Below are 23,856 nucleotides of genomic sequence, written 5' to 3'. Positions count from 1 at the left end.
TATGGTAAAATGTGATTATAGAGCGAGAGGAGTTATTACATGAATACACAACCTTCTATTAATGTAGGCGGATTAAGCTTTGAATGGGATCTCGGGAACGGGAAATTCCTGTTTGAAGGACAAGAGTCCGTTCTTTTTTGGACTTCAACTGCGATGAGAATGTTTTTTGATACTATAGAAGAAATAGCGGGAAAAGATGCTGCAGGTGTTGTCATGGAGACGACGGGGTATCGCCAGGGCGTGGTAGTCGGCCATTATTTTTCTGAAATGGAGAATGTCGATATAGCTCAGGCTGCAGCATTAATCACCAATACATACGCATCAGCCGGTTGGGGACTTGCTGAAATCTATAAGCTGGATGTTGATAATGGCACTTTGGAAGTTCATTTGAAAAACAGCTGGGAACATAATATTAATGTTGCGCAACATAAAAAAAAGGGAGGAAGCTTTCTTCCTGCCCATTACGCGGGAATCTTCACTAAACTTTTTGGAACGAACATCTGGTATGAAGTAGTGCACCATCAAATAGATGGTTTCGGTGAAAGTATCATCCGTTATTTCCCTTCAGAAGAAACGGTCGAAGAAAACATTCACCGGCTGGCGCGGGCGAGTGAAGCACGCGAGATCCGCCAGCTTGAAAGTCTGGTGGAGGAAAAAACCGTTGAGTTGACGACGCTCATCAAAGAATTGTCCTCACCGATTATTCCAGTGCTGGAAGGCATTGTGGTGGTTCCATTGCTCGGCACTTACGACGCAGAGCGCTCGGAAGAATTGATGATTAAAACGCTGCAGAATCTGCCAACATACAAAGCGAAATATTTGGTGCTGGATCTGACAGGCCTTAATAATAACTTCACTCAGCAGGCTGCTGCACTCATTGAAAAGCTGGGGGCAACCGCTGGGCTTATCGGCACCGAGACGATTCTGGTGGGAATCTCTCCGAAAATGAGCATGGTGATCGGAGAAAGCGGCATTGATATCCGGAAATTCAATTGTTTCCAGACCCTGCAGCACGGTATCCATTACGCGCTGGCGCAAAACGGCAGAAGTATCGTGTAAATAAAAATGCGCCCAGAAACGGGCGCATTTTTATTTTGCGGTTTTCGCAATCTCAACGATCAGCTGTGCAGCTTTTTCCATGTTTTCTGCAGAGATGAATTCGTATTTGCCGTGGTAATTTTCGCCGCCTGTAAAGATATTGGGCGTCGGCATCCCTTTATAGGACAGCTGTGAACCATCCGTTCCACCGCGAACCGGTACAATGTGGGGTTCGATGCCGAGCGTTTTCATGGCCGCTCCTGCAGCATCCACAATTTCCATGACGGGTTCAATTTTTTCTCTCATATTGTAATACTGATCTTCGAGTTCAAGGGTGAGCACGTTCGCTCCGAATTGTTCCTGAAGCTTTTGGGCAGTTTGCTGCATATGTGTTTTTTTCGCTTCAAATTTCTCTTTGTCAAAATCCCGAATGATATAGACTAAAGTTGCCTGCTCCACATCGCCTTGAAAGTTGTTCAGGTGAATAAACCCTTCATAGCCTTCTGTCTTTTCAGGCACTTCGCTGTCAGGCATCTCGTTCTGGAACTTGATGGCGATGGTTGAGGCATTCACCATCTTATCTTTTGCTGACCCCGGATGGACGCTTTTCCCCTGGACGGTCAATTTTCCTAGAGCTGCATTGAAGCTTTCGTATTGAAGTTCACCAAGTGGCCCGCCGTCCATTGTATAGGCGTATTCCGCACCGAAGCGTTCCACATCGAATTTATGGGGACCGCGTCCGATTTCCTCATCGGGAGTAAAAGCGACACGAATTTTGCCGTGTTCAATTTCCGGATGCTGGAGGAGATATTCCATCGCTGTCATGATTTCAGCGACACCGGCTTTATTGTCTGCACCGAGCAAAGTGGTGCCGTCCGTTGTAATCAGCGTGTGGCCGATGTAATTCTGCAGATCCGGAAAATCCTGGACCGTCATCGTGATTGAATCGTTCAACGGGAGGTCGTTGCCGTCATAATTGTCTACGCGTTTCGGATTGACGTTCTTGCCGGTAAAGTCGGTAGCTGTATCCACGTGGGCAAGAAAACCGATAACCGGAAGTTTTTTGTCGGAAGTGGCCGGCAAAGTGCCGAACAGATAGCCATGGGCATCCATTTCCACCTCTTCCAATCCGATTTCTTTCATTTCTTTCTCCAATTCCCGGAGAAGGTCCCATTGGCCGGGTGTGGACGGGGTTTCCAGGTTTTCGAAATTGGATTGTGTATCGATTTTTGCATAACGGATCAATCGTTCGATCAAAGTTTCAATCATGTATATAGACCTCCTGAAATATGTATTGCCCTTATTTTAACATGAATAAAAAGAATTCTGTAAATTTCACGGAAAGAAAAAACTGCAGCTCTCTAATGGGAGTCTGCAGCTTTTTTACGGAGCACGGCAGAAACTTTATTTTCGGAGCCATCCATGATGCGGTTTATATTTTCAAGATGTTTCCACAAGGCCATCGCCATCAATGCAAGTGCGATGACGTAGGGCCATGGCCCTTCTGCCGGCCAAAATGCGATGATGATGAACATGGTGTACAAGGCCAGCACGCCGGCAACGAGATAGTCAGTGGCGAGCGCAATGGCAACGAGCAGCACCAGTCCAAACAATCCGAGTTTCCAGTCCAGCGCAATCATGACCCCGATGACGGCGGCGGTTCCTTTGCCGCCATTGAAGTTCATGTGAAACGGGAAATTATGGCCCAGAACCACTCCGGCGGCGATGAAAAAGAGAATCGTCCATACCGTTTCAGTCGGCAAACTGCTGGCGCCAAGCAAAAAGCGCATAGCAAGGACTGCCGCAAACCCCTTGAAGATATCGAGAAACGCGACCAATGCACCGTACTTCCAGCCGAGGACGATTGCAGCATTCGCAGCTCCCGAATTTTTCACACCAGCTGATTTGATATTGGTGCCCGACAAGAGCTGTGCGACAAGACAGCCGTGCAGGCAGCCGATTAAATAACCTGAAATGAGTGCGGAAAAAATCCAAAGAATCATAGTGTGCCCCTGCCTTTCTTAATTTTAAAAGACTAAACTAAGTAGAAAGTTTCAAAATTATCCGACAACCCTCTTGACAAAATATCGTATCATTATTTATACTTCACAACAAGATGGAAAACTGAATCTGAATACTCTTATCAAGAGTGGCGGAGGGAATAGGCCCTGCGATGCCCGGCAACCACCAAGCAACCCAGCTTGGAAAGGTGCTAATTCCTACAGACTGGAACGACGGTCTGGCAGATGAGAGGAGGAAACTCCGTGCTTGGCGGCCCTCTTCTAATTAGAAGGGGGCCTTTTTCTATTCCCTCATCTACTTTAAGAACCATCTAATAAAATTATTGGAGGAATAAAAAATGACAAATTTCAAAGCAGAGACTCTTTTACTTCACGGCGGCCAGCAGCCCGATCCCACAACGGGCGCAAGAGCGGTACCGATCCATAAAACAACTTCCTATGTTTTCCGGGATACAGAACACGCGCAGAATTTGTTCGGTTTAAAGGAAGCCGGAAATATCTATTCGCGCATCATGAATCCGACTGTGGATGTCTTTGAACAGCGTGTGGCGCTGCTCGAAGGCGGCACGGCTGCAGTCGCTTTGTCATCCGGCATGGCGGCCATCGCCTTTTCGGTTATGAATATTGCAGAAGCGGGAGATGAAGTGGTGGCGGACAGCAATCTTTACGGCGGCACTTATAATTTATTCGCGAAGACTTTGCCGCGCTACGGCATCACCGTGAAATTTGTCGACGGCACGGACCCTGAAAACTTTCGGGCAGCCGTCACCGACAAGACGAAAGCTTTCTTTGGCGAAACCATCGGCAATCCGAGTTTGAATGTTTTTGATGTGGAGCGGGTGGCGGCGATCGCCCATGAATACAATATCCCGTTGTTGATTGACAACACATTCGCATCACCTTTTGGCAGCAACCCTATCGCATTCGGGGCAGATGTCGTCATTCATTCGGCGACCAAATGGATTGGGGGACACGGCACGGCAATCGGCGGCATTGCAGTAGACGGCGGAACGTTCAATTGGAATCACGAGCGCTTTCCGAATTATACGGAACCGGACGACAGCTACCATGGCATCCGTTACGGCATTGACGCAGAAGGCGCATCTTTTGCCACCAAACTGCGTGTTCAATTATTGCGCGATTTCGGACCGTCATTGAGCCCCGACAGTGCGCATATATTCCTGCAAGGTTTGGAAACGCTCCATTTGCGCTTGCCAAGACACAGCAGCAACGCCGGAATCGTCGCCGATTATTTGCGTAACCATCCGCAGGTGGAATGGGTCAATTATATCGGATTCGAAGACCACCCTTCACACGGACTGGCACAAAAATATCTGAAAGATACCTATGGTTCGATCGTCAATTTCGGCATTCAGGGCGGAAGGGAAGCGGGCAGAAAAGTAATCGATGGTGTCAGCTTATGGTCTCATGTGGCGAATGTCGGAGATGCAAAATCACTGATCATCCACCCGGCATCAACCACGCATCAGCAATTGAGCACAGAAGGATTGAAGCAATCCGGTGTGACAGAAGAATTGATCCGTCTGTCAGTCGGCCTGGAAAATCCGGAAGATCTGATCGCTGACTTGGAGCAGGCCATCAAAGCGGCTGCAGTTCAGCAAGTATAGGAGGGAAAGCGACATGGGCACAGTAGCGATTGGGAATTTGGCACTGGAATCTGGACGGTTGCTCGAGGGAGTGGAAATGTCATATGAGCGGAGCGGCAATCCCGGAAGCCCGACAATCCTGATTTGCCACGCGCTGACGGGCGACCAGTGGGCTGTTGGCACGGATGAAGCTCCTGGCTGGTGGAGTGGATTGGCGGGCCCTGGAAAAGTTTTGGATACAGAAAAATTCCAGGTAATCTGCTTTAATGTGCTCGGCGGCTGCAATGGTTCCACGGGTCCATTGTCGATAAATCCGCAATCCGCCCTTCCTTATCGTTCGGATTTCCCTTTGCTGACGATAAAAGACATGGTGCATGCCGAGTACCTGGCATTAAAAGAATTGGGCGTTGAGAAATTGAAGACGGTAATCGGCGGTTCGCTCGGAGGCATGAAAGCACTCGAATGGGGAGCACTCTATCCGGAATTTGTTGAAGCGATTGTTCCGCTTGCCGTCACCCCGTCATTTTCCAGTTATGCGCTGGCCTTTAATCACATCGGCATCCAGGCAATCGAGAATGATCCCGATTTTCGAAATGGAAATTATGAAGTATCGTCTGATTTTAAGGGCTTCCATTTGGCAAGGATGGCCGGGATGATCAGCTACCGCAGCGGCAAATTATTCAACGCACGTTTTGGTCGCTCCGCAAATGAAAACAATTTTGAAGTGGAATCGTATTTGGATTATCAGGGAGGAAAACTGGCACAGCGTTTTGATGCCAACAGCTACCTGATCTTATTGAAGGCCATGAACAGCCACGATATGGGGGAGCGGCGTATTGAATGCCCGATCCTTTCAATTTCGTATACGCACGATCTCCTGTATCCCGCTGAACTCATGATTCCTTGGCTGGTGGAGCAAGGGGACGCGTCCTGGGAGATCATTGACACGGATTTCGGGCACGACGGTTTTTTGGTGGAGTTTGATAAATGGAGCGGATTTGTCGAGAAGTTTCTATATAAAGAGGAACAGATTAAAGCGGCTCGATGAAAAAAATAGAAGAAAAAGCATCCCGGAATTTGGGATGCTTTTTCGCGTTTTACTGTCCAGACTCCGGTGGCTGAACGGCCGTTTCCGCTCTTCGTTATTCAGTCTTCATCTTTAATATCCACATCATCCGGGATCGGTGTCGCTTTCCATTCTTCCAGCTCCTGTTTGGCTAGCTCCAGCTGTTGGAAATGCGTGTCGAATTGAGAGGTGTTGATCATGTATTGTTCTCCATCGTGCACTGCTTTGATGCGTCCTTCCAATATATATCTTCTGACTTGCTCTTGTGGCATGGACAAAAAAGTAGCAGTTTCCGGGACTGTCATATACATAAGATCGCCTCCTCTTTTTCTTTTATTATAATAGCTGAAGACCCGTATCTCAAACGATTGAAATAATGGTATGGTAATTGATATAAATGGAAATCAGAGGTGCAGAATATGAATGGAATACCATATATCATGGTGCTGCTGGCAGCAATGCTTTGGGGCACGACGGGCACAGCCCAAAACTTCATCGCTGGAGAGGCAAACCCGCTGACAATTGGAGCTCTCCGTTTGATGATTGGTGGATTTTCCCTATTGCTGTTTGTAATAATGACCAAAGGTTTCATCTATCGGAACATTCCTTGGCCGGCTGCTGTCGTTTCTGCTATAAGCATGGCGCTGTTTCAGCCGCTCTTCTTCTCATCCGTGAAATTGACCGGAATCGCAATCGGAACAGTTGTTGCGATCGGAAGTGCACCGGTGCTCGCCGGCATTATCGAGTGGCTGTTACTGAAAAGGCGTCCGGATCGTATTTGGGTGTCGGCTACTGCCATGGCCATTCTGGGTTGCATACTGCTTTTTGCAAATAAAGGCGCGGCGGACGTCAATTCGCTTGGGGTCGCCATGGCGCTAGGTGCAGGTTTGTCTTTCGCCCTCTATGCGATAGCCAGCAAAAACGTTCTTGAGTCGATGGAGGCAGTTCCCGCTGTGGCGCTTATTTTTTCCATAGCGGCTGTTCTGCTGATGCCATCTTTGTTCTTTTTTGATATTTCATATATTCTCATTCCTGCAGATGCGGGCATCATTCTATATCTGGGATTTGCCACAACGAGCCTTGCCTATATTTTATTTTCAAGGGGATTAAAAAGGATCCCTTCATCATCTGCGGTTACCTTATCTTTGGCTGAACCGCTTACTGCTTCGGTCCTTGGCGTATTGATCGTGGGCGAAGTCCTGAGTGGCTTGTCGTGGGCAGGAATCGGTTTATTGCTCGGCGGTATTTTAGTCCTGACACTTGGCAAAAGGAGAAAAGCTGAAGAAAGCATGGAACTTTCTTAAGAATTTCTTCACATTTATCCTAGTCTGCGCTTAAGATTTATTCTTTATGATGAGTTTAGTGAAGAAAGAAGGTGAAGGGATGACTCAATTTACGGTATTGGTAACCGATGATGATCAGGATATCCGTGACGGCATTGAAATCTATTTGAAAAATGAAGGCTATCGTGTGCTGAAAGCTGAAAATGGTCAAAAGGCGCTCGAATTGCTGGAAGCCAATGAAGTCCATGTCATTATTCTGGATATCATGATGCCGAAGCTTGATGGAATTTCTGCGACCTTCAAAATTCGGGAACAGCGCAATATCCCCATTATCATGCTCAGTGCAAAAGCCGAAGATTCCGATAAGATCCACGGACTGTCCGTAGGGGCCGACGATTATGTGACAAAGCCGTTCCATCCGATGGAGCTGGTGGCAAGGGTTAAATCCCAACTAAGACGTTACGTTAGTCTTGGGACCTATCAGGATAAATCACAGCGCATCGAAATCGATGGATTGCTTCTGGATTCGGATGCGAAAGAAGTGCTGCTGCACGGGGATTCCGTAAAACTGACCCCGATTGAATTCAAAATCACAGAATTATTGATGGTCAATGCCGGACGAGTCTTTTCGATACGCGATATATATGAAAGAGTCTGGAACGAACCGGCGTATAACGCTGAAAATATTGTCGCAGTCCATATCCGTAAAATACGGGAAAAAATAGAGACCGATCCGAAGAATCCAAGATACTTAAAGGTGGTGTGGGGCATTGGCTACAAAATTGAAAAATGAATTTTGGTCTGTGGTGGCTGTAACACTTGCCTGTTTCACTCTGCTTTATTGCCTGTCATTCATTGCCGAAATGGTATTCAGCAGACCAGCAACTGATTTACTGGCATCTCTTCGAATGATGTCCAAAGGAGATATTTAAGGATGAAAAAATGGCTGTGGCTTACGACACTTTCCATTGTATTGATCGGGATTTTCAGCGTAATGGAGCTGGGCCCGAAATACTTTGGCAAATCCTATCTGGAGACTTCTGAGTTTAAAGAAGAATACAACCACTTTATCAACCGCCTGATTGTGCTGGAACTCGATCCGCCAACAGCGGCAACAGAATTTACGGTTACTGCGGATGAAATCGAAGAATACCGTACGCGATACGGCACATTGGCGCAGCAAGTCCAAAGTATACAGGATCAATACAATCCGGACATTGAAGAAGCGCGCGAAAATGAAAATGACAGCCTGGTGGAAATCCTGTCAGCAGAACGTGACGGGAAAATCGACGAAATCCGGAATAATTTTGCGGATGATGAAGCCGTCCGGGAAAAAATTCAGGAAGAAAAATTCCGGGCTGAACGAGTTGCAATCAATGGAATATTGAATGATGAAGCGAATTTCAATTCCCATTATTCCTATTATGTCTATGATTTGATCAATACGGAGACTGGAGAAAACTTCACAAAGGGTGTTTTGAACAGCCGTCCGTTTTTCGAAAAGGAATATACAGATGCTGTCCCTCTTCAGGCGAACAATGAGGAGTTATTTTATACAAATTATAATAATACGGAAATGTATTTGCCTGAATCAAATGCTGAATTTAGCGGGACAGTCCAGATTGACCGGGAACTTCTTGCAGCCAGCGATAACGGCGCAAGCATCATTCAGCATACGACAGTCAAAAACGTACTTTATCTCCTGGGTGCTTTAGCGATTGCGGGAATTGTACTGCTGTTTACCAGACTTCGCTTCGAACAGGATGCATACCTGAAAATGCCGTTTTATTTCAAGTGGCAGAGCTGGCCGTTTGAGGTTAAGGGAGGGCTGCTGCTCTTTACCGCAATGTTTGCTCTGCCGTTCGGGCTGGTCAATACATTGAGCGTGCTGGAGTCTGTTTATGTCAATGATGTCAGTTATTTTATCCTGCAGACTTTAAAGTATTTCTTGTTGACCCTCCTGTTCTTTGTTTTGACAGTCCTGCAGATTATTTGGATTTTCTCTCATTACAAAAACGCAGAGAAGATAATGGAAGAGTTCAAAAGCAGCTATCTTCTCAGGTCGCTGCAGATGGCCCGCTTCGCTTTTCTGAAAAAGTCGATTGGTGTTCAAATGCTGATCCTGCTGGTCGTCGTATTTTTCTGGGGCTTTGGGACGTTGCTGGTCATGATTGAATTTGCTGCAATAATCATTTGGATACCGGCAACTCTTTTCATCGGACTTCCAGTACTTTTGATGATGATTAATCGATTCGGCTACTTAAATATTTTGATGGACAGTACTCGTGCGATTGCGGACGGCAGCCTGAATGAACAAATTCCGGTGCGCGGCAAGTCGCCGCTCGCACAGCACGCAACCCATCTGAACCGGCTAAAAGAAGGCGTTCGCCTGTCAGTTTCGGAACAGGCGAAAAGTGAAAGGCTGAAAACGGAATTGATCACGAATGTCAGTCACGATCTCCGAACTCCGCTGACGTCCATCATCACCTATACGGATTTGATGAAGACGCCTGAGCTGTCAACAGAAGATCGGCTAATGTACGCCGAAATTTTGGACAGAAAATCACAGCGATTAAAAACACTCATCGAAGATCTTTTTGAAGTTTCGAAGATGGCAAGCGGCAATATGGAATTGCACCGGCAGCGTGTCGACTTTTCGCAGCTGAAGATGCAAGCTTTTGCTGAACATGCAGAAGACATTTCTTCTTCCGGTTTGGATTTCCGGATTTCGACGCCCGAGCAGCCGGTTTACATTATGGCGGACGGTCAAAAATGGTGGCGCGTATTGGATAACCTGATTTTGAACGCCATCAAATATGCGCTGCCGGGAACCCGGGTCTATGCAAGTTTGAAGGAAATAAACGGCCAAGCCGAATTCGTGATGAAAAATGTCACCCGCTTCGAATTGGGTGAAAACACAGATGAATTATTCGAGCGCTTTAAGCGGGGAGATGTAGCACGTCAGACCGAAGGCTCAGGCCTCGGACTGGCCATTGCCCAGTCGATTGTCGATCTTCATGGCGGCACGATGAAAATTGAAGTGGACGGCGACCTCTTCAAAGTGACCGTTTTATTGCCAATTGGATAAATGATTGTAGCCGGCTGTCCCTAAACGGGGGCAGCCGTTTTTGTCTGGGGATTAGTTAATAGAATGTTTTGAAAACACGAGTCAAGGGGATATGGTATAGAGAATACACAAATTTGAATGGAGGTTGAAAAATGGATACTAGCGGTTATTTCAATAATTTCATGAACGCGCTTCCGGAAATCCTCTTGGCAATCCTGGTCCTTATTATCGGTTTTATTGTAGCCAAGATGGTAGAAAAAGCAGTTTATAAATTATTGGACAAGTCACAGCTTGATGAAAAGGCAGGCATGAAACATCATAAGTACAGCTTGTCGAAAATCATCAGCAAAATCATATTCGTGCTGATCTTGCTATTCACGTTTGCGCTGTTCTTCAATATCCTGGACCTTGGGGAAATTGGAGGACCATTCCTGGGCATCTTCGATAACTTGTCCGTCGCATTCCTGAGCATTTTAAAAGCGGGTCTGATCCTTTTGTTAGCCTGGGTTTTAGCGACAGTTGTGAAACGCCTGATTTTAATGGCGGGCAGAAAATTCGATTTTGGCAAAGTTACGAAAAAGACTGGGGCTTCTAAGGATGAAACGGTAAAATGGACGGAAACAGCAGCCAATATCGCTTTCTATTTGATTCTGCTGTTATTCCTGCCGGCAGTTCTCAGTGCCTTGAATATCGACGGCCTGAGCGAGCCCTTCTCGAATATGTTGGCAAGCGTCTTGAATTTCATTCCGAAATTGATTGCAGCGGCAATCATCTTTGCGATTGGCTGGCTTGCAGCAACCATCGTTAAGAGAATCCTCTCCAAATTCCTGGAGTCGATTGGCACAGACCGGTTGGCTTCAAAGTTGAAAATTTCCCAATTCTTCAGCGGCACGAGCGTTTCGAATGTAATAGGAATTATTGCATTTGTTCTGATCATGCTGCCCGTGACGATTGCGGCACTTGAAGTTCTTGCTCTTCGCGGAATTTCCGGACCGGCAATCGCAATGCTGAATGATATTATGGCCATGATTCCGAATATTATCGTGGCGATTCTGTTGATTATTGCCGGAATTATTATTGGCCGCTGGGTCAAAGATTTTGTTGTCCAATTAATGAAGAATCTAGGGACAGATTCCCTGACCGAAAAAATGGGAATGAATAAAACAGCAGACCCTGATGCAGATCCATCTGCAATGTCACTTGCGAACATCATCGGTATCGTGGCACAAGTAGTGATAATCCTCCTGTTCACTGTCGAAGCGCTGCAATTATTGGGACTTACGTTCATGGTAAGTTTGGCGACAGGTATATTCGCTTATATTCCTGCAGTCATTGCAGCACTCATAATTCTTGCCGTTGGATTCTGGCTGGCAAATCTGGCCGAAGACTTTATCGGCAGTGTCTTCAAGAAATCTTCCGGGGGATCACATGTCCTTCGGTATGTCGCGAAATATGCCATTCTCGCATTCGCATTCTTTATGGCACTTGATCAATTGGGCATCGCAGCATCTATCATCAACGCAGCCTTTATCCTGATCCTGGGCGGCGCGGCATTGGCGTTTGGCCTGGCGTTCGGATTAGGGGGCAAAGAACATGCATCGCGTTATTTGGACCAGATGGAAACGAGCCTGAAAGAAACCGAAGTTGACCAGGAAGAGTGGGAGACGAAGAAACGGGAAGCAGAAGCCAAAAAAGTAGGGCTTGCCAAAGAAGCGAAAGCGGCAACTGACCCGATCGTGGAAAAAACTTCCCCGGATGAAAGATTTCCATACGACGGAACAAAAGACAAGGAAGATACGACAGCAGTGACCGATCCAATCATTGAAAAATCTTCCACAGAGGAAAATCGGCCGGACGAGGAAACAAAAGATACGAAAGGCACGTCAACGGACTTGCCAAAGAACGACAATAAAGATGCGCATGAGAAGCGGACCAGAAGAAACCGCAATACGAAAGGTCCGTTCAACGGAAAATAAGCACAAATTAAAAAGGCGGCCCCGGCCGCCTTTTTTGTGTGCTGTAAATTATTCCAGTGGAGCCACTGGTTTATGGGGGAAAGTATAAATGACTGCTTGTGTCCGGTCGTGGACTTCCAGTTTGCCCATTAGCCTGAAGAAAAAGTTATTGTAGACATGGTAATTACAAATAAATATAGTGCATGCAACAAGAAAAAAGGGTTCAGGAATATGTAACCGCATACATTTATAAATTATTTGACGATTATAAAAATATTGAAATATTAATTTTTTTATTCATTGAATTCTGACAAATGTTTCTATAATCTATAGAAAAGAAAGGATAGGATAATTATGAAAAAAGATTTGCGCATTAACAGCAAAGTATTCAGTGAAGGAGCAATGAAAGCACCCAATCGTGCCATGCTCCGCTCAGTTGGGGTTACAGACGAAGACTTCAAGAAACCGATGATTGGTGTCGCCAGTACGTGGAGCGAAGTGACGCCGTGTAACATACATATTGATGACTTGGCGGTCAGTGCGAAAAAAGGCGCAAGGGAAGCGGGAGGCGTTCCATTCATCTTTAACACAATCACCGTTTCCGATGGCATTTCAATGGGAACAGAAGGCATGAAGTATTCCTTGTCAAGCCGCGATGTCATTGCCGATTCGATTGAAACGGTGGTCGGGGCAGAAAGCCTGGATGGCTTGGTGGCCATTGGAGGCTGTGACAAGAACATACCGGGTTGTTTGATTGCTATCGCAAACTCTGAAGTGCCGGCTGTTTTTGTTTACGGAGGGACAATTGCTCCAGGACGCCACAATGGCCAGGACATTGACATTGTATCGGTGTTTGAAGGTGTTGGCCAGCACAATAATGGCGACATCAACGATGATACGCTTCGCAGCATCGAGTGCGGTGCCTGCCCGGGAGCGGGTTCATGCGGTGGGATGTATACAGCCAACACGATGGCATCGGCTGCTGAAGCGATGGGAATGAGTTTGCCAGGAAGTTCTTCCAATCCGGCGGTATCTGCAGAAAAATTAGTCGATTGCGAAAAAGCTGGTGCAGCAGTACACAACCTACTGGAACTGGATATTTATCCGAAAGACATCATGACCAAAGAAGCATTTGAAAATGCCATCACCGTTGTCATGGCACTTGGCGGATCGACGAATGCCGTCCTGCATCTATTGGCAATTGCCCATGCCGCAGAAGTAGATCTGACGATTGATGATTTTAACCGCATGCAAAAAACTGTGCCGCATTTGGCGGACTTGAAGCCGAGCGGCAAATACGTCATGCAGGATCTGCACCGGGTCGGCGGCGTTCAAGCTGTGATGAAAATGCTGCTTGAAGGAGGTTACCTGCATGGAGACTGCATGACGGTCACCGGCAAAACCGTGGCGGAAAATCTGAAGGACGCACCGGCATTGGAGGAAGGGCAAAAAGTCATCATGCCTTTCGACAATCCAAAACGCAAAGATGGCCCATTGATCGTTCTGAAAGGCAATCTTTCTCCGAACGGTGCCGTAGCGAAAGTATCCGGGGTGAAAGTAAAGCGCCATACGGGTCCGGCTCGCGTCTACAATAATGAAAAAGAAGCAACTGAAGCCGTTATGGCGAACGAAATCAATGAAGGCGATGTTTTGGTCATCCGCTATGTAGGGCCAAAAGGCGGTCCAGGAATGCCGGAAATGCTGTCGGTATCTGCAATTCTTGTCGGCAAAGGCATGGATGCATCTGTCGCGTTAATAACAGACGGACGTTTTTCAGGTGGAACACATGGTCTGGTGGTTGGGCATATTGCGCCGGAAGCCCAGGTTGGCGGACCGATTGGCTTGCTGAAGGAAGGCGATGTCATCACCATCGATTCTGAGTTGCAGGAAATTACCATGGATGTTTCCGACTCCGAATTGGAAGAACGCCGCAAGCAATGGGTAGCTCCTCCGCTTCATAAAAAAGGCGTACTTGGCAAATATGCGCATAATGTTTCCTGTTCTTCAAAAGGAGCAGTTACTGATTATTTAAATCGGTGAGCAGAAGCTAAAAAAGCAGGGCTTGCCAAAGAACGACAATAAAGATGCGCATGACACAAGCGGACCAAAAGAAACCGCAATACGAAAGCTCCGTTCAACGAAAAATTAGCACAAATTAAAAAGGCGGCCCGGGCCGCCTTTTTTTGTGCTGTAAATTATTCCGGAGGAGTCACCAGCTTATGCTGGAAGGCATAAATGACCGCTTGTGTCCGGTCGTGGACTTCCAGTTTGCTCAGCAGATTGCTGACATGGGACTTCACCGTTTTTAGCGCTATGTAAAGCTCGTCAGCAATTTCCTGATTCGTATAACCGTGCGCGAGCAACAGGAGGATTTCCATTTCCCGTTCGGTCAGATCCTCGTGCAACACTCGCTCATGGCGCATTTGTTTCATCATTTTACTCATTACTTCCGGCTCCAAAACCGGCATGCCGTTCACCGTTTCGCGGATTGAGTCGGCGATGCGCGAAGCTTTTGAGGTTTTCAAAATATAACTGACCGCTCCAGCTTTCAATGCCGGATAAACTTTGTCGTCATCAAGGAAGCTGGTGACGATCATAATTTTCGCTTCCGGCCATTCCTTGATAATTGCTTCGGTCGCTTCGGCGCCGTTCATGACGGGCATGACCATGTCCATCAGAATGACGTCCGGCCGCAATGCCAGCGCCATTTCAACCGCTTCTTCGCCGTTGGCAGCTTCACCGGCAACTTCCATATCTTCCTGTGCCTGCAAATAAGCGGAAACGCCAATGCGGACCATTTCATGATCATCTACTAACAGAATTCGGATCATCGGAAACCTTCCTTTCAATGGGTACTTTCACTTCGACGATGGTCCCTTCAGAAGGAACCGAAACGATTTTACTGGTGGCGCCGATCTCAATGGCACGCTCTTCAATATGCTTCAACCCGTAGGAAGTCGATTTCGATTGTTCACTTTCAAAACCGACGCCGTTGTCCTGGATGCGTAAAATGGCAAAATTATCCCTTTCAATAAATAAAATATGGACTTCGGTGGCTTTGGAATGGCGCAATGTGTTGGAAAGTGTTTCCTGTGCAATGCGGAACAGATGGTCTTCGGCACCTTTTTGGAGGGGCACTTCTTCGAGTTTATGTTCAATTGTAAAATAGACTTTTTCTTTCAGTTCGGACACCAGTTCAAATAAGCCTTGCCGCAAGCTCTTATCGTGAAGGGCAGCCGGCCGCAGATGCAGCAATAATGCGCGCATTTCAAGTTGTGCCTGCTGGACCATCCTTTCGGTCTGCAATAAACCCGGTGAGGCGTCTTTCCCCTCGGTCATGGAAGACAGCAGCATGGAGGCGGCGAATAATTGCTGGGACACCGAATCGTGCAGCTCCCGCGCCAGCCGCTGGCGTTCCATGACGAGACGTTCCTGAATAAGTTGATCCTGCGTTTCGGCTCGTTCGTTGGCGATCCGTGCCAAACTTCTGCGCTGGGATTCCAGCAGTTTTTGAAGTTTTAAGATCGATGTTGAAAGTTTTGCCGGTAACGTTTTCATCTTGGCGGCTTCAATGACGGTCTGGTCTTCATTGCGCAGCAGCGCCTGGAAAATCTCTTCGATATCCTGGACTTTGGAACGCGAAAGGGATTCAGTCCACCAGGAAATTCCGGCAGACAGAGCCACCATCAAAACAAAAAGCCAGACGCCGAACGGGAGGCCGGCAACAAAATCTTCCCAGAGGACAGACCATGTGTTGACAGCCGGCAAACCGAGAAGGGCCAGTAAAATACTGAAAATGATCGCGGCGAACAGGGCCATGAAAAATAAACTGCGGGGCAGAATCTGTCTCATCGGCGAATCACCTCGACGTCCCCCATCCAAGTGGTGATGGTGATGATCAATTCCGTTTTGCCTTCTGCTGCACCTTCATAGCCGTCCTGGCTGTGGACTGAGCCGTTCCAGATCCGCTGTTTATCGCCGTTAAAAAATTGGGCATCGCCGAAAACCGTCGAATAATAAACCCGTACAGGCACTTCGTAAGGCACAATGACCCGAACTCGCCCGAATCCCTGGCGGATGGAGATCAGCGACGCTTTTTTCGGGAGGACGGTTTGAGTGGCATCAATCAGCAAATCGCCGACAAAGCCCTGAACGTGGATATCTTTCCATTCATAGGAGTCAATCGGCGTCGCTTGGGCAGAAAAGAATTTGTTCTGGATGGAGCCCTTATCAACCTGTCCTTGCAACGGCACGGTCTGCTGCCATTCTTCGCCTTTCCACAAACGGACTAATAAGTAGATAGCTGCCGCGAGGATAAATAATCGCAGGCTCCACATGGACAGAATCGAAATGCCGATCAGGATAAAACCGGTCCAGAAATAGGATTTCCGGTATTTGGGGCTGTTTTTATTGCCATAGTATATGAGTCCGATGCCAAGAAGAACCAAAAACACGCTGCCGTTTCCAAAAATAGCAGCTTCCACGAATATGAGAAATAATGCGCTCAAGGCAAAAAATGCCTGTCTGTTGGTTGAGAAATGGTTCATCGCAGTTTTCGCCTCCTTCTTTGCAGCAGAAAAGTAAGAGGGGGTTGTCCCTCTTACTCCAGCTTACACAATTTCTTTTGTTTGCGCGCTGTTTTTTTCCAGCGCTTCCAGACGCCGTTCCATTGTGGAACGTTCATGCCGTTCTTCAACTTTGTTGCCAAGTGAGTTGATGTAGCTTGCCATGTCGTCATACGAGCCAATGCGTTCAGCGACAAGTTCAGGGCTCAAGATTTTGTCCATCTGGTGATGGGCGCGTGTCGCATTTTCTTTGCCCATCAATTGAAGCTGGCGGATTTTCATATCCTTTACTTTATGTTTCATTTCCTCGTAACGCTGCTCCAGGACGATGCTTTCTTCCTTGTTCTCTTCAAGAGCCTTGCGGAGCTCGTCCACACGGAAAGTATACGCGGCGACTTCCTGATCAGCGAATGCGGATAAGTCGTTTTCACCGGCAGTCTGTGCCAGGTCAGCTTGTGCCTGGCGTTTTTCAAGAAAGTTTTGCGCTTCCTGAAGCTCTTTTTCCAGTTTGCTGCCAAGGGTTGTATGGCGCTGGAGCCATTGGCCCGCCATTTCGGTTTCTTTTTCTGCTTCCTGAATATATTTATTCAATAAACCCAGCGGATTCTTTTGTTCTTTTTTATCCAGGATTGCATCCATGTCAGTTGCTGCTGCGAATTTCAAACGTTGCCATAATGTCGTCATTGGTTTTCCTCCTTATTTTGTAAGTTTGTCCCATTGTTTTTCGAAATTTGTGAATGGATCATTTTTCACGGTTGCTGCAATCGTTTCTTCATTCCAGTTTTTATAGATGTACCACAATACCGCGATTGCCAGCACGCCGATGATGGCCGGGACATTGGAGACGGCTGATAAAGCTCCGATTGCTCCTACGATTGCCCAAAGGATTTTTGCGGCTGTTGACGTACTTTTCAGGTAGTAATGGACACCGATATAAATGATGACCCCTGAAAAGGCCAGGCCGATGATGGGCCCGAGATTCGACAGAGCGATAATGCCGGCGATCACGCCGATGACTGTCATCCAAAATTTGTTCAAGTTGTTTCCTCCTCTCAATTTGTATCTTCATCTTATCAAGCCTTTTAAGTTGGCAACACGGTCTGCTACTGCATCTTTATCTCAGACTTGAGGCTTAGTCCAAGCTGGGTTAGTTAGCTGATGGAGCTGGGAGGGTATAATGGAAGCAAACCGAAAAGAGGTGACGATTTGTGAAGAAAATTGCTGCAGGGCTTGCTGTCTTGATGATTTATGGTGCTCTTGCAGGATACATAGGATGGGCCATGTTCAGTTGGCTGCTCAGTTTTTCATTGCCGGTGAACGCCTGGCTTTTCGCATTGATCTGGGCAGTATTGGCGTTCAGTTACTTAATCGGTGCCATTGGGCATAAATGGCTGGGTTTTACGATTGCCGGTTCGTATTGGTTTGGTTTTTTCCAATATGCGCTGCTGCTGGTGCCGGTTGCGCAACTCGCTGTGATTGCAGTTGATCATCCCCGGGAAGTGCAGATTATTGGAGCGGTTACCGCAATTCTTCTGCTGCTGATTTTTGCAGTGGGAACTTTTCTCGCATACAGTCCTGTTGTGCGCCAAAAAGAAATTACGGTGAAAGGCAGAGGAGAAGATCTGGATATTGTCATTGCGTCCGATTTCCATCTCGGCGTCTTGTCAGGTAAACGCCATTTGGAGCGGTTTGTCACAATGAGCAATCGTCTTGAACCGGATCTGGTTTTATTGGCCGGAGATCTAGTGGACGATGATCCGATCTGGTATGCAAGATATGGGATGTCTGAAACGATGAAACAGCTGACATCAAAATATGGCGTTTTCGGTATTCTGGGCAATCATGAATATTATGGCAAGAAAATCCCTTTGCTTGTGCGTGTCATGGAAGAGTCGGGCGTCAGGATACTGCAGGACGAAACCATTGAAATAGATGGAAAAATTCACCTTAGCGGAAGAGAAGAGCGGACGAACCGCAATCGGCAGTCGCTTGAAAGTTTAAAACCGGTTGAAAAACTGCCGTGGATCGTCATGGACCATACACCTTCTGATTTGAAGACGCCGCTAGAGTTGGGTGTCGATTTTCATATTTCCGGTCATACTCACAAAGGGCAGATGTGGCCGAACCATCTGATAACCAAGCGGGTATTTGACCTCGATTATGGCCACAGACAAGATGGAAGCACACACTTTCTCGTTTCTTCCGGTTTCGGTTTTTGGGGACCGCCAATCCGTATCGGCAGCCGCTCGGAACTATGGAAGGTCCGGATAAAATTCCAGGAAGCCTGAAAGAATGGCAGAGCATTAAAAGGCTGCCGATTGCTGTGAATTTCAAGAATTGCTATACTAATTAGACAATTAGATTGGAGGATGTTGTTATGAAGCCGATTGTTTACATTACCCGGAAATTGCCGGACCAGGCGATCAAGGGTCTGGAAGATACTTATGAGGTGCGAATGTGGCAGGAAGAAGAAGAGCCGGTCCCGCGCGAAGTTCTTCTGGAAGAAGCCAGAAATGCATCGGCATTGTGGACGATGCTGTCAGATCAAATTGACAGCGAATTAATTGAAGCAGCTGAGAATTTGAAAATCATTTCCAATTTGGCGGTGGGCTATAATAACATCGATTTGGATGCGGCAAGAAAACACAAAATTGCGGTGACCAATACGCCGGATGTTTTGACCGAGACGACTGCGGACCTGGCTTTTGCGTTGATGTTGGCGTCAGCTAGAAAAGTGGTGCAGGCTGAAAAGACTGTTCGTTCAGGTGAATGGCAATCTTGGACTCCGATGGGTATGACGGGGCAGGACGTTTTCGGTGCAACGCTGGGGATCATTGGAATGGGGCGCATCGGTGAAGCGGTCTGCCGAAGAGCAAAAGGTTTTGATATGAATGTGATCTACCATAATCGCACACGCAGAAGCCTTGAAGATGTGCATTATGCTGAACTCGATGACTTATTGGCGCAATCCGACTTTGTCATGATTTTTACTCCTTTGACAGAAGAAACCCGTGGAATGATCGGTTCACGCGAGCTGGGCTTGATGAAGAACACAGCTTGTCTGATCAATGTGGCACGAGGTGGAATCGTCGATGAAGAGGCTTTGTATGAGGCATTGAAGTCGAAGCAGATTTGGGCTGCAGGCTTGGACGTTTTTGAACAGGAGCCACTGCCGCTCAATCACAAGCTTTTGGAACTCGAAAATCTCACCGTGCTTCCGCATATCGGCAGTGCTGGCATTCGCACAAGGCTTGAAATGATGAAACTGAACGCGGAAGCGATTTCGGACTGTCTTAGCGGTAACCCGGTTAAAAACAGGGTTTGCTGAAGAGGAATTTAAAACAGCTGCCACGGCAGCTGTTTTTTGAATTCGATGTAAGTTGAATAATGCTGAGATTTATTGTAAAATGATTGAGGTTTTTGAAGTCTGTTTGACTTCAAAGCAAATTGAAGAATAGGGGGTATGATTCATGCAAAATCATACACACAACGTTTTATTATATTATTTATATACACCGCTCGAGGATCCGGAAACGTTTGCGGCTGAACATTTGGCGGCTTGCAAGGAACTCGAATTGAAAGGGCGTATTCTGGTTTCCCACGAGGGAATCAACGGAACTTGTTCGGGAACACCTGAACAGACAGAAGCTTATATGGATATGATGAAGAGCGATGAGCGTTTTTCGGGTATCGTCTTTAAAATCGATGCAGCCGATGGGCATGCGTTCAAAAAGATGCACGTCCGCGCGAAAAAAGAAATCGTTCATATGGGACTTGAAGAAGACATCAATCCGAATGAATTGACTGGAACTTATTTGGAGCCAGCTGAATTTTATAAACGCATGCAGGATCAGGATACAATCGTGCTGGATGCGCGCAATGATTATGAATACGATCTCGGCCATTTCCGCGGCGCAGTCCGTCCGGATATTGAAAATTTCCGCGATCTGCCGGAATGGGTCCAGGAAAATAAAGAAATGTTCGAAGGTAAACAAATTTTGACGTATTGCACTGGCGGTATCCGCTGTGAAAAATTCTCCGGCTGGCTGAAAAGAGAAGGCTTCGAAGATGTTGCCCAATTGCACGGCGGAATTGCAACATACGGAAAAGATCCGGAAGTAAAAGGGGAGCTTTGGGATGGCCAGCTTTACGTTTTTGATGAGCGCATCGCTGTGCCGGTCAATCAGGTCGAGCACGTCGTTGTAGGCAAAGACCATTTCACAGGAGAGCCTTGCGAACGCTACGTGAACTGCGCAAATCCTCAGTGCAACAAGAAAATACTCAGCTCGGAAGAAAACGAGCATAAGTATATGCGTTCATGTTCGGATGACTGCCGCGAACATCCGCGCAACCGCTACGCATTTGAACACGGTCTGACTGGCCCCGAAGTGCAAGCCAGGCTCGATGATTTAAAGCAAACTACAGAAGTTTAATGAAGACATTGAAAAAAGCTGCCCATTTGGGCAGCTTTTTTTCAATACATGTAACTTTTCGTGAAAAACCAGGTGTTCATGATTCTTCCACAGAGCAGTCGAAACAGAAAAGTTCACCTTCGATATAAGCTCCTTCTAAAAAGCCATCACGACAATAGATTTCCTTCCCGCAATTGACGCAGGGACCGACGAGCTCAATCATCTGCAAGGCCGTCAGCGAATATGTACATCGCATCCCGCAAATACTTGGCTAAACCAGCTCCGTGGCGGTCGATGTTTCTGGCAAATCGGCTATCGTTGGCGTAAAGATCCCCAAGTCCGCGGAACATCTTCGGTGAACAATTATAGAAGCGATCCAGCAAATTATAATAAGCTTTCATTTCAATTTGGACTGCCGGTGATTCCGGTGGCAGCTGCATCAGACTGGAAACGGCGTTGTAGATCCGGTCGCCTTCTCTATTGATCTCTTCCAGGTCCTCTTCTTCTTTCTCCGGTTTTTCGGTTGCAGTGGCAGTTGCCGTGGTGGAATCTGCCACTGCCGGTTCTTCCGCTTCGACAGCGGGTTCCGGTTCAGTGAAGTTCACTTCTTCAAGAATATCTTCCTGCTGCATAACCTCTTCTGAGCTGTTTTCGAGGTTGGCATCGTCTGCTTCAACGGCAGCGTTCATGTACATTTTAATATTGTCGTCTGTTTTTTTAATGCTGAACGCCGCAAAGCGGTCTTCATTTGATAATTCAATTTGGCCTGCATATTCCAGCTGAGTCTGCTCAGCATTCTCGATTAATTTTTCAATACGTTCTTTTTTCTTGCGCAATAATTCTGTGTGTTGAGCCAATGCAAACGTGGCATTAAAACCTTCTGCCACCAATTCCTGGATTTTTTTCAGTGAAAAGCCCAATTCCTTCAAAAACAAGATGTGCTGGAGCAGTTTCAAATCATCGTCATTATAATAACGGTACCGGTTGGATCCTATGTTTGAAGGTTTCATCAAACCGATGCTGTCGTAATGATGGAGTGTGCGGACACTGACTCCTGCTATTGTTGCTACTTCCTGTACTTTGTACATAGTAATCACCTCTTCCATTTGATTAGACTATGACGTTCCGTAAGTGTCAATACCTTTTGGACTTTGTTCATTAAAATACTACTTTCAGCAGGGGAATGGTTTGCATATACTGGACATTTAAGTATATGTATCTTAATGAAGAGAAATTCGTATTATTATCTGATTTATCTGTAATTTTAAAGGGTGATGTGAAATAATGGGTATGTAAGCGCTTTCTTGGTTTGGGCACATACAAAGGAGGAATGAGAAATGAAATTAACAAATTTTGTGAACGGGCGCTGGCAGCAAGCAGATGGAGCGAAGTTTTCTGCTGTGACTAATCCGGCGACTGGTGAAGAATTGGCGCAAGTTCAAATGTCATCGGCTGAAGACGTGGCCGGAGCAGCGAAAGCAGCGAAAGCGGCACAGAAATTATGGGCGAAAGTTCCGGCGCCGAAACGTGCTTCCTATCTATATGAAATCGGGCGCATCATGAAAGAACGAAAAGAGCAGCTGGCACAAGTACTCACGAAAGAAATGGGCAAAGTGATAGAAGAAGGGCGAGGCGAAGTGCAGGAAGGAATCGACATGGCTTTTTATATGGCGGGTGAAGGGAGACGTCTGTTCGGCGAGACGACGCCTTCGGAGCTGGCGGATAAATTTGCCATGAGTGTACGGTCTCCGATCGGCGTTGTCGGGTTGATTACACCGTGGAATTTTCCGGTGGCAATTGCCACCTGGAAGTCGTTTCCAGCTATCGTGGCGGGCAACACATTTATCTGGAAACCGGCGACAGAAACGCCGATGATGGCGTATGAAATGGGACGGATATTTGAGGAAGCAGGCCTCCCGGAAGGCGTGGCCAATATCGTCTTCGGCGCAGGTTCGGAAGTGGGCATGGCCATGATTGAACATCCTGATATCAAAGTGATTTCGTTTACCGGCTCTACGGAAACCGGCAGGAAAGTGGCAGAGGCAGGCGGACGCAACCTGAAAAAGATTTCACTTGAAATGGGCGGTAAAAATGCAGTGATCGTCATGGAAGATGCGGATCTGGATTTGGCGGTTGAAGGGATTCTATGGAGCGCTTTCGGAACCGCCGGCCAGCGCTGCACGGCCTGCAGCCGCGTCATCGTCCATAATGCTGTGAAAGACGAACTTCAGAACAGGCTGCTGGCAAAAATGGAAAGTCTGACGATTGGAGACGGCCTTGATGAATCCATCAAAATCGGCCCAGTCATCAATAGGAAAGCACTCGAGAAAATACATGCCTATATTGAAATTGGCAAGTCGGAAGGCGCTTCTCTCTTAGCGGGCGGTGAAATCCTGACCGGCGGCCATTACGACAAAGGAAACTATTACGCACCGACATTGTTCACCGATGTGGACGCTGCCATGTGCATTGCGCAGGAAGAAATTTTCGGTCCCGTAATTTCCATAATCGCAGTCGACAGTTTTGAAGCAGCAATCGAAGTGAATAACGGAGTGATTTATGGATTGTCCAGCTCGATTTACACGCAAGATGTCAATCGTGCTTTTAAGGCGCAGCGTGATTTGGATACAGGAATTGTCTACATCAATGCCGGAACGACCGGTGCAGAGATCCATTTGCCGTTTGGCGGCACAAAAGGAACGGGCAATGGCCACCGGGACTCAGGTGTGGCAGCGCTTGATGTCTTTACCGAATGGAAATCTGTGTATGTTGATTTCAGCGGAAAATTGCAGCGTGCGCAGATTGACAATGAAATTTAAAAAAGCGGAAAGGGGATGGCGGG

At 47.0% G+C, this 23,856-nt stretch carries 22 protein-coding genes and 1 riboswitch; of the genes, 13 read left to right on the top strand and 9 right to left on the bottom strand.

Annotation, left to right across the window (positions count from 1 at the left end; genetic code table 11):
* Window positions 1-39 precede the first annotated feature (39 nt).
* Window positions 40-1,059: an STAS domain-containing protein gene (locus tag DHX103_RS04715; protein WP_422124119.1), complete on the top strand. Its 1,020-nt coding sequence runs from the start codon at window positions 40-42 to the stop codon at window positions 1,057-1,059.
* Between the two features lie 30 nt (window positions 1,060-1,089).
* Here DHX103_RS04715 and pepT read toward each other — a convergent pair whose 3' ends face one another.
* Both pepT and DHX103_RS04705 read right to left on the bottom strand, forming a co-directional pair.
* Complete coding sequence (pepT, locus tag DHX103_RS04710) at window positions 1,090-2,307, bottom strand: peptidase T (RefSeq protein ID WP_422124118.1); 1,218 nt, start codon at window positions 2,305-2,307, stop codon at window positions 1,090-1,092.
* A 92-nt stretch (window positions 2,308-2,399) separates the two neighbouring features.
* Window positions 2,400-3,041 (bottom strand): glycerol-3-phosphate acyltransferase, encoded by a 642-nt coding sequence (locus DHX103_RS04705; RefSeq protein ID WP_422124117.1) that lies wholly within the window; start codon window positions 3,039-3,041, stop codon window positions 2,400-2,402.
* A 134-nt stretch (window positions 3,042-3,175) separates the two neighbouring features.
* Window positions 3,176-3,291, top strand: a riboswitch (SAM riboswitch).
* A 106-nt stretch (window positions 3,292-3,397) separates the two neighbouring features.
* Here DHX103_RS04705 and DHX103_RS04700 point away from each other — a divergent pair.
* Together DHX103_RS04700 and metX are read left to right on the top strand one after the other, a co-directional pair.
* Window positions 3,398-4,687: an O-acetylhomoserine aminocarboxypropyltransferase/cysteine synthase family protein gene (locus tag DHX103_RS04700; protein WP_422124116.1), complete on the top strand. Its 1,290-nt coding sequence runs from the start codon at window positions 3,398-3,400 to the stop codon at window positions 4,685-4,687.
* A 13-nt stretch (window positions 4,688-4,700) separates the two neighbouring features.
* Window positions 4,701-5,714, top strand: coding sequence for a homoserine O-acetyltransferase MetX (gene metX / locus DHX103_RS04695; protein WP_422124115.1), 1,014 nt, complete (start codon window positions 4,701-4,703; stop codon window positions 5,712-5,714).
* A gap of 98 nt (window positions 5,715-5,812) precedes the next feature.
* On the opposite strand, the gene DHX103_RS04690 is transcribed toward metX, so the two are convergent.
* Entirely contained in the window at window positions 5,813-6,043 is a 231-nt protein-coding gene (locus DHX103_RS04690; protein ID WP_422124114.1) for a helix-turn-helix domain-containing protein, read from the bottom strand.
* Window positions 6,044-6,151: 108 nt separating this feature from the next.
* Here DHX103_RS04690 and DHX103_RS04685 point away from each other — a divergent pair, with 108 nt between their 5' ends.
* The 6 genes from DHX103_RS04685 (at window position 6,152) to ilvD (ending at window position 14,077) form a co-directional block, all read left to right on the top strand.
* On the top strand, window positions 6,152-7,036 hold the full coding sequence (locus tag DHX103_RS04685) for an EamA family transporter (protein WP_422124113.1): 885 nt from the start codon (window positions 6,152-6,154) through the stop codon (window positions 7,034-7,036).
* A gap of 79 nt (window positions 7,037-7,115) precedes the next feature.
* Complete coding sequence (locus DHX103_RS04680) at window positions 7,116-7,808, top strand: response regulator transcription factor (protein WP_422124112.1); 693 nt, start codon at window positions 7,116-7,118, stop codon at window positions 7,806-7,808.
* The gene (locus tag DHX103_RS04675; RefSeq protein WP_422124111.1) at window positions 7,786-7,947 is read left to right on the top strand and encodes a hypothetical protein; all 162 of its coding nucleotides are present in this window, start codon (window positions 7,786-7,788) and stop codon (window positions 7,945-7,947) included. Before DHX103_RS04680 ends, DHX103_RS04675 begins: the two co-directional genes overlap by 23 nt.
* Window positions 7,948-7,949: 2 nt before the next feature.
* Window positions 7,950-10,103: a histidine kinase dimerization/phospho-acceptor domain-containing protein gene (locus DHX103_RS04670; RefSeq protein ID WP_422124110.1), complete on the top strand. Its 2,154-nt coding sequence runs from the start codon at window positions 7,950-7,952 to the stop codon at window positions 10,101-10,103.
* Between the two features lie 131 nt (window positions 10,104-10,234).
* Entirely contained in the window at window positions 10,235-12,058 is a 1,824-nt protein-coding gene (locus DHX103_RS04665; protein WP_422124109.1) for a mechanosensitive ion channel, read from the top strand.
* Between the two features lie 333 nt (window positions 12,059-12,391).
* Complete coding sequence (gene ilvD / locus DHX103_RS04660; RefSeq protein ID WP_422124108.1) at window positions 12,392-14,077, top strand: dihydroxy-acid dehydratase; 1,686 nt, start codon at window positions 12,392-12,394, stop codon at window positions 14,075-14,077.
* A gap of 155 nt (window positions 14,078-14,232) precedes the next feature.
* Here the strand turns inward: ilvD and DHX103_RS04655 are convergent, their stop codons facing one another.
* The 5 genes from DHX103_RS04655 to DHX103_RS04635 all read right to left on the bottom strand — a co-directional run bounded on the left by DHX103_RS04655 (window position 14,233) and on the right by DHX103_RS04635 (window position 17,640).
* Complete coding sequence (locus tag DHX103_RS04655; protein ID WP_422124107.1) at window positions 14,233-14,868, bottom strand: response regulator; 636 nt, start codon at window positions 14,866-14,868, stop codon at window positions 14,233-14,235.
* Entirely contained in the window at window positions 14,843-15,889 is a 1,047-nt protein-coding gene (locus tag DHX103_RS04650; protein WP_422124106.1) for a sensor histidine kinase, read from the bottom strand. The genes DHX103_RS04655 and DHX103_RS04650 overlap by 26 nt, the downstream gene beginning before the upstream one ends.
* A complete protein-coding gene (liaF, locus tag DHX103_RS04645; protein WP_422124105.1) occupies window positions 15,886-16,584 on the bottom strand; it encodes a cell wall-active antibiotics response protein LiaF in 699 nt (232 codons plus the stop codon). The genes DHX103_RS04650 and liaF overlap by 4 nt, the downstream gene beginning before the upstream one ends.
* A 63-nt stretch (window positions 16,585-16,647) precedes the next feature.
* Complete coding sequence (locus tag DHX103_RS04640; RefSeq protein ID WP_422124104.1) at window positions 16,648-17,286, bottom strand: PspA/IM30 family protein; 639 nt, start codon at window positions 17,284-17,286, stop codon at window positions 16,648-16,650.
* 12 nt (window positions 17,287-17,298) lie between these two features.
* Window positions 17,299-17,640, bottom strand: a complete 342-nt coding sequence (locus DHX103_RS04635; protein ID WP_422124103.1) for an ABC transporter permease — start codon at window positions 17,638-17,640, stop codon at window positions 17,299-17,301.
* 170 nt (window positions 17,641-17,810) lie between these two features.
* Between DHX103_RS04635 and DHX103_RS04630 the strand changes: the two genes are divergently transcribed.
* The 3 genes from DHX103_RS04630 to DHX103_RS04620 all read left to right on the top strand — a co-directional run bounded on the left by DHX103_RS04630 (window position 17,811) and on the right by DHX103_RS04620 (window position 21,035).
* A complete protein-coding gene (locus DHX103_RS04630) occupies window positions 17,811-18,890 on the top strand; it encodes a metallophosphoesterase (RefSeq protein ID WP_422124102.1) in 1,080 nt (359 codons plus the stop codon).
* Window positions 18,891-18,979: 89 nt separating this feature from the next.
* Entirely contained in the window at window positions 18,980-19,930 is a 951-nt protein-coding gene (locus tag DHX103_RS04625; RefSeq protein ID WP_422124101.1) for a 2-hydroxyacid dehydrogenase, read from the top strand.
* A gap of 142 nt (window positions 19,931-20,072) precedes the next feature.
* The gene (locus tag DHX103_RS04620; RefSeq protein WP_422124100.1) at window positions 20,073-21,035 is read left to right on the top strand and encodes a rhodanese-related sulfurtransferase; all 963 of its coding nucleotides are present in this window, start codon (window positions 20,073-20,075) and stop codon (window positions 21,033-21,035) included.
* 194 nt (window positions 21,036-21,229) lie between these two features.
* On the opposite strand, the gene DHX103_RS04615 is transcribed toward DHX103_RS04620, so the two are convergent.
* Window positions 21,230-22,102 carry a MerR family transcriptional regulator gene (locus DHX103_RS04615; RefSeq protein ID WP_422124099.1) on the bottom strand — a complete coding sequence of 291 codons (873 nt, stop codon included), beginning with the start codon at window positions 22,100-22,102 and terminating at the stop codon, window positions 21,230-21,232.
* Between the two features lie 249 nt (window positions 22,103-22,351).
* On the opposite strand from DHX103_RS04615, the gene DHX103_RS04610 reads away from it, so the two are divergent.
* Window positions 22,352-23,833 (top strand): aldehyde dehydrogenase family protein, encoded by a 1,482-nt coding sequence (locus DHX103_RS04610; RefSeq protein WP_422124098.1) that lies wholly within the window; start codon window positions 22,352-22,354, stop codon window positions 23,831-23,833.
* Window positions 23,834-23,856 lie beyond the last annotated feature (23 nt).

The sequence above is a fragment of the Planococcus daihaiensis genome, from assembly GCF_049262615.1.
GTDB lineage: Bacteria > Bacillota > Bacilli > Bacillales_A > Planococcaceae > Planococcus.
This window is presented reverse-complemented; position numbering and strand designations above follow the sequence as displayed.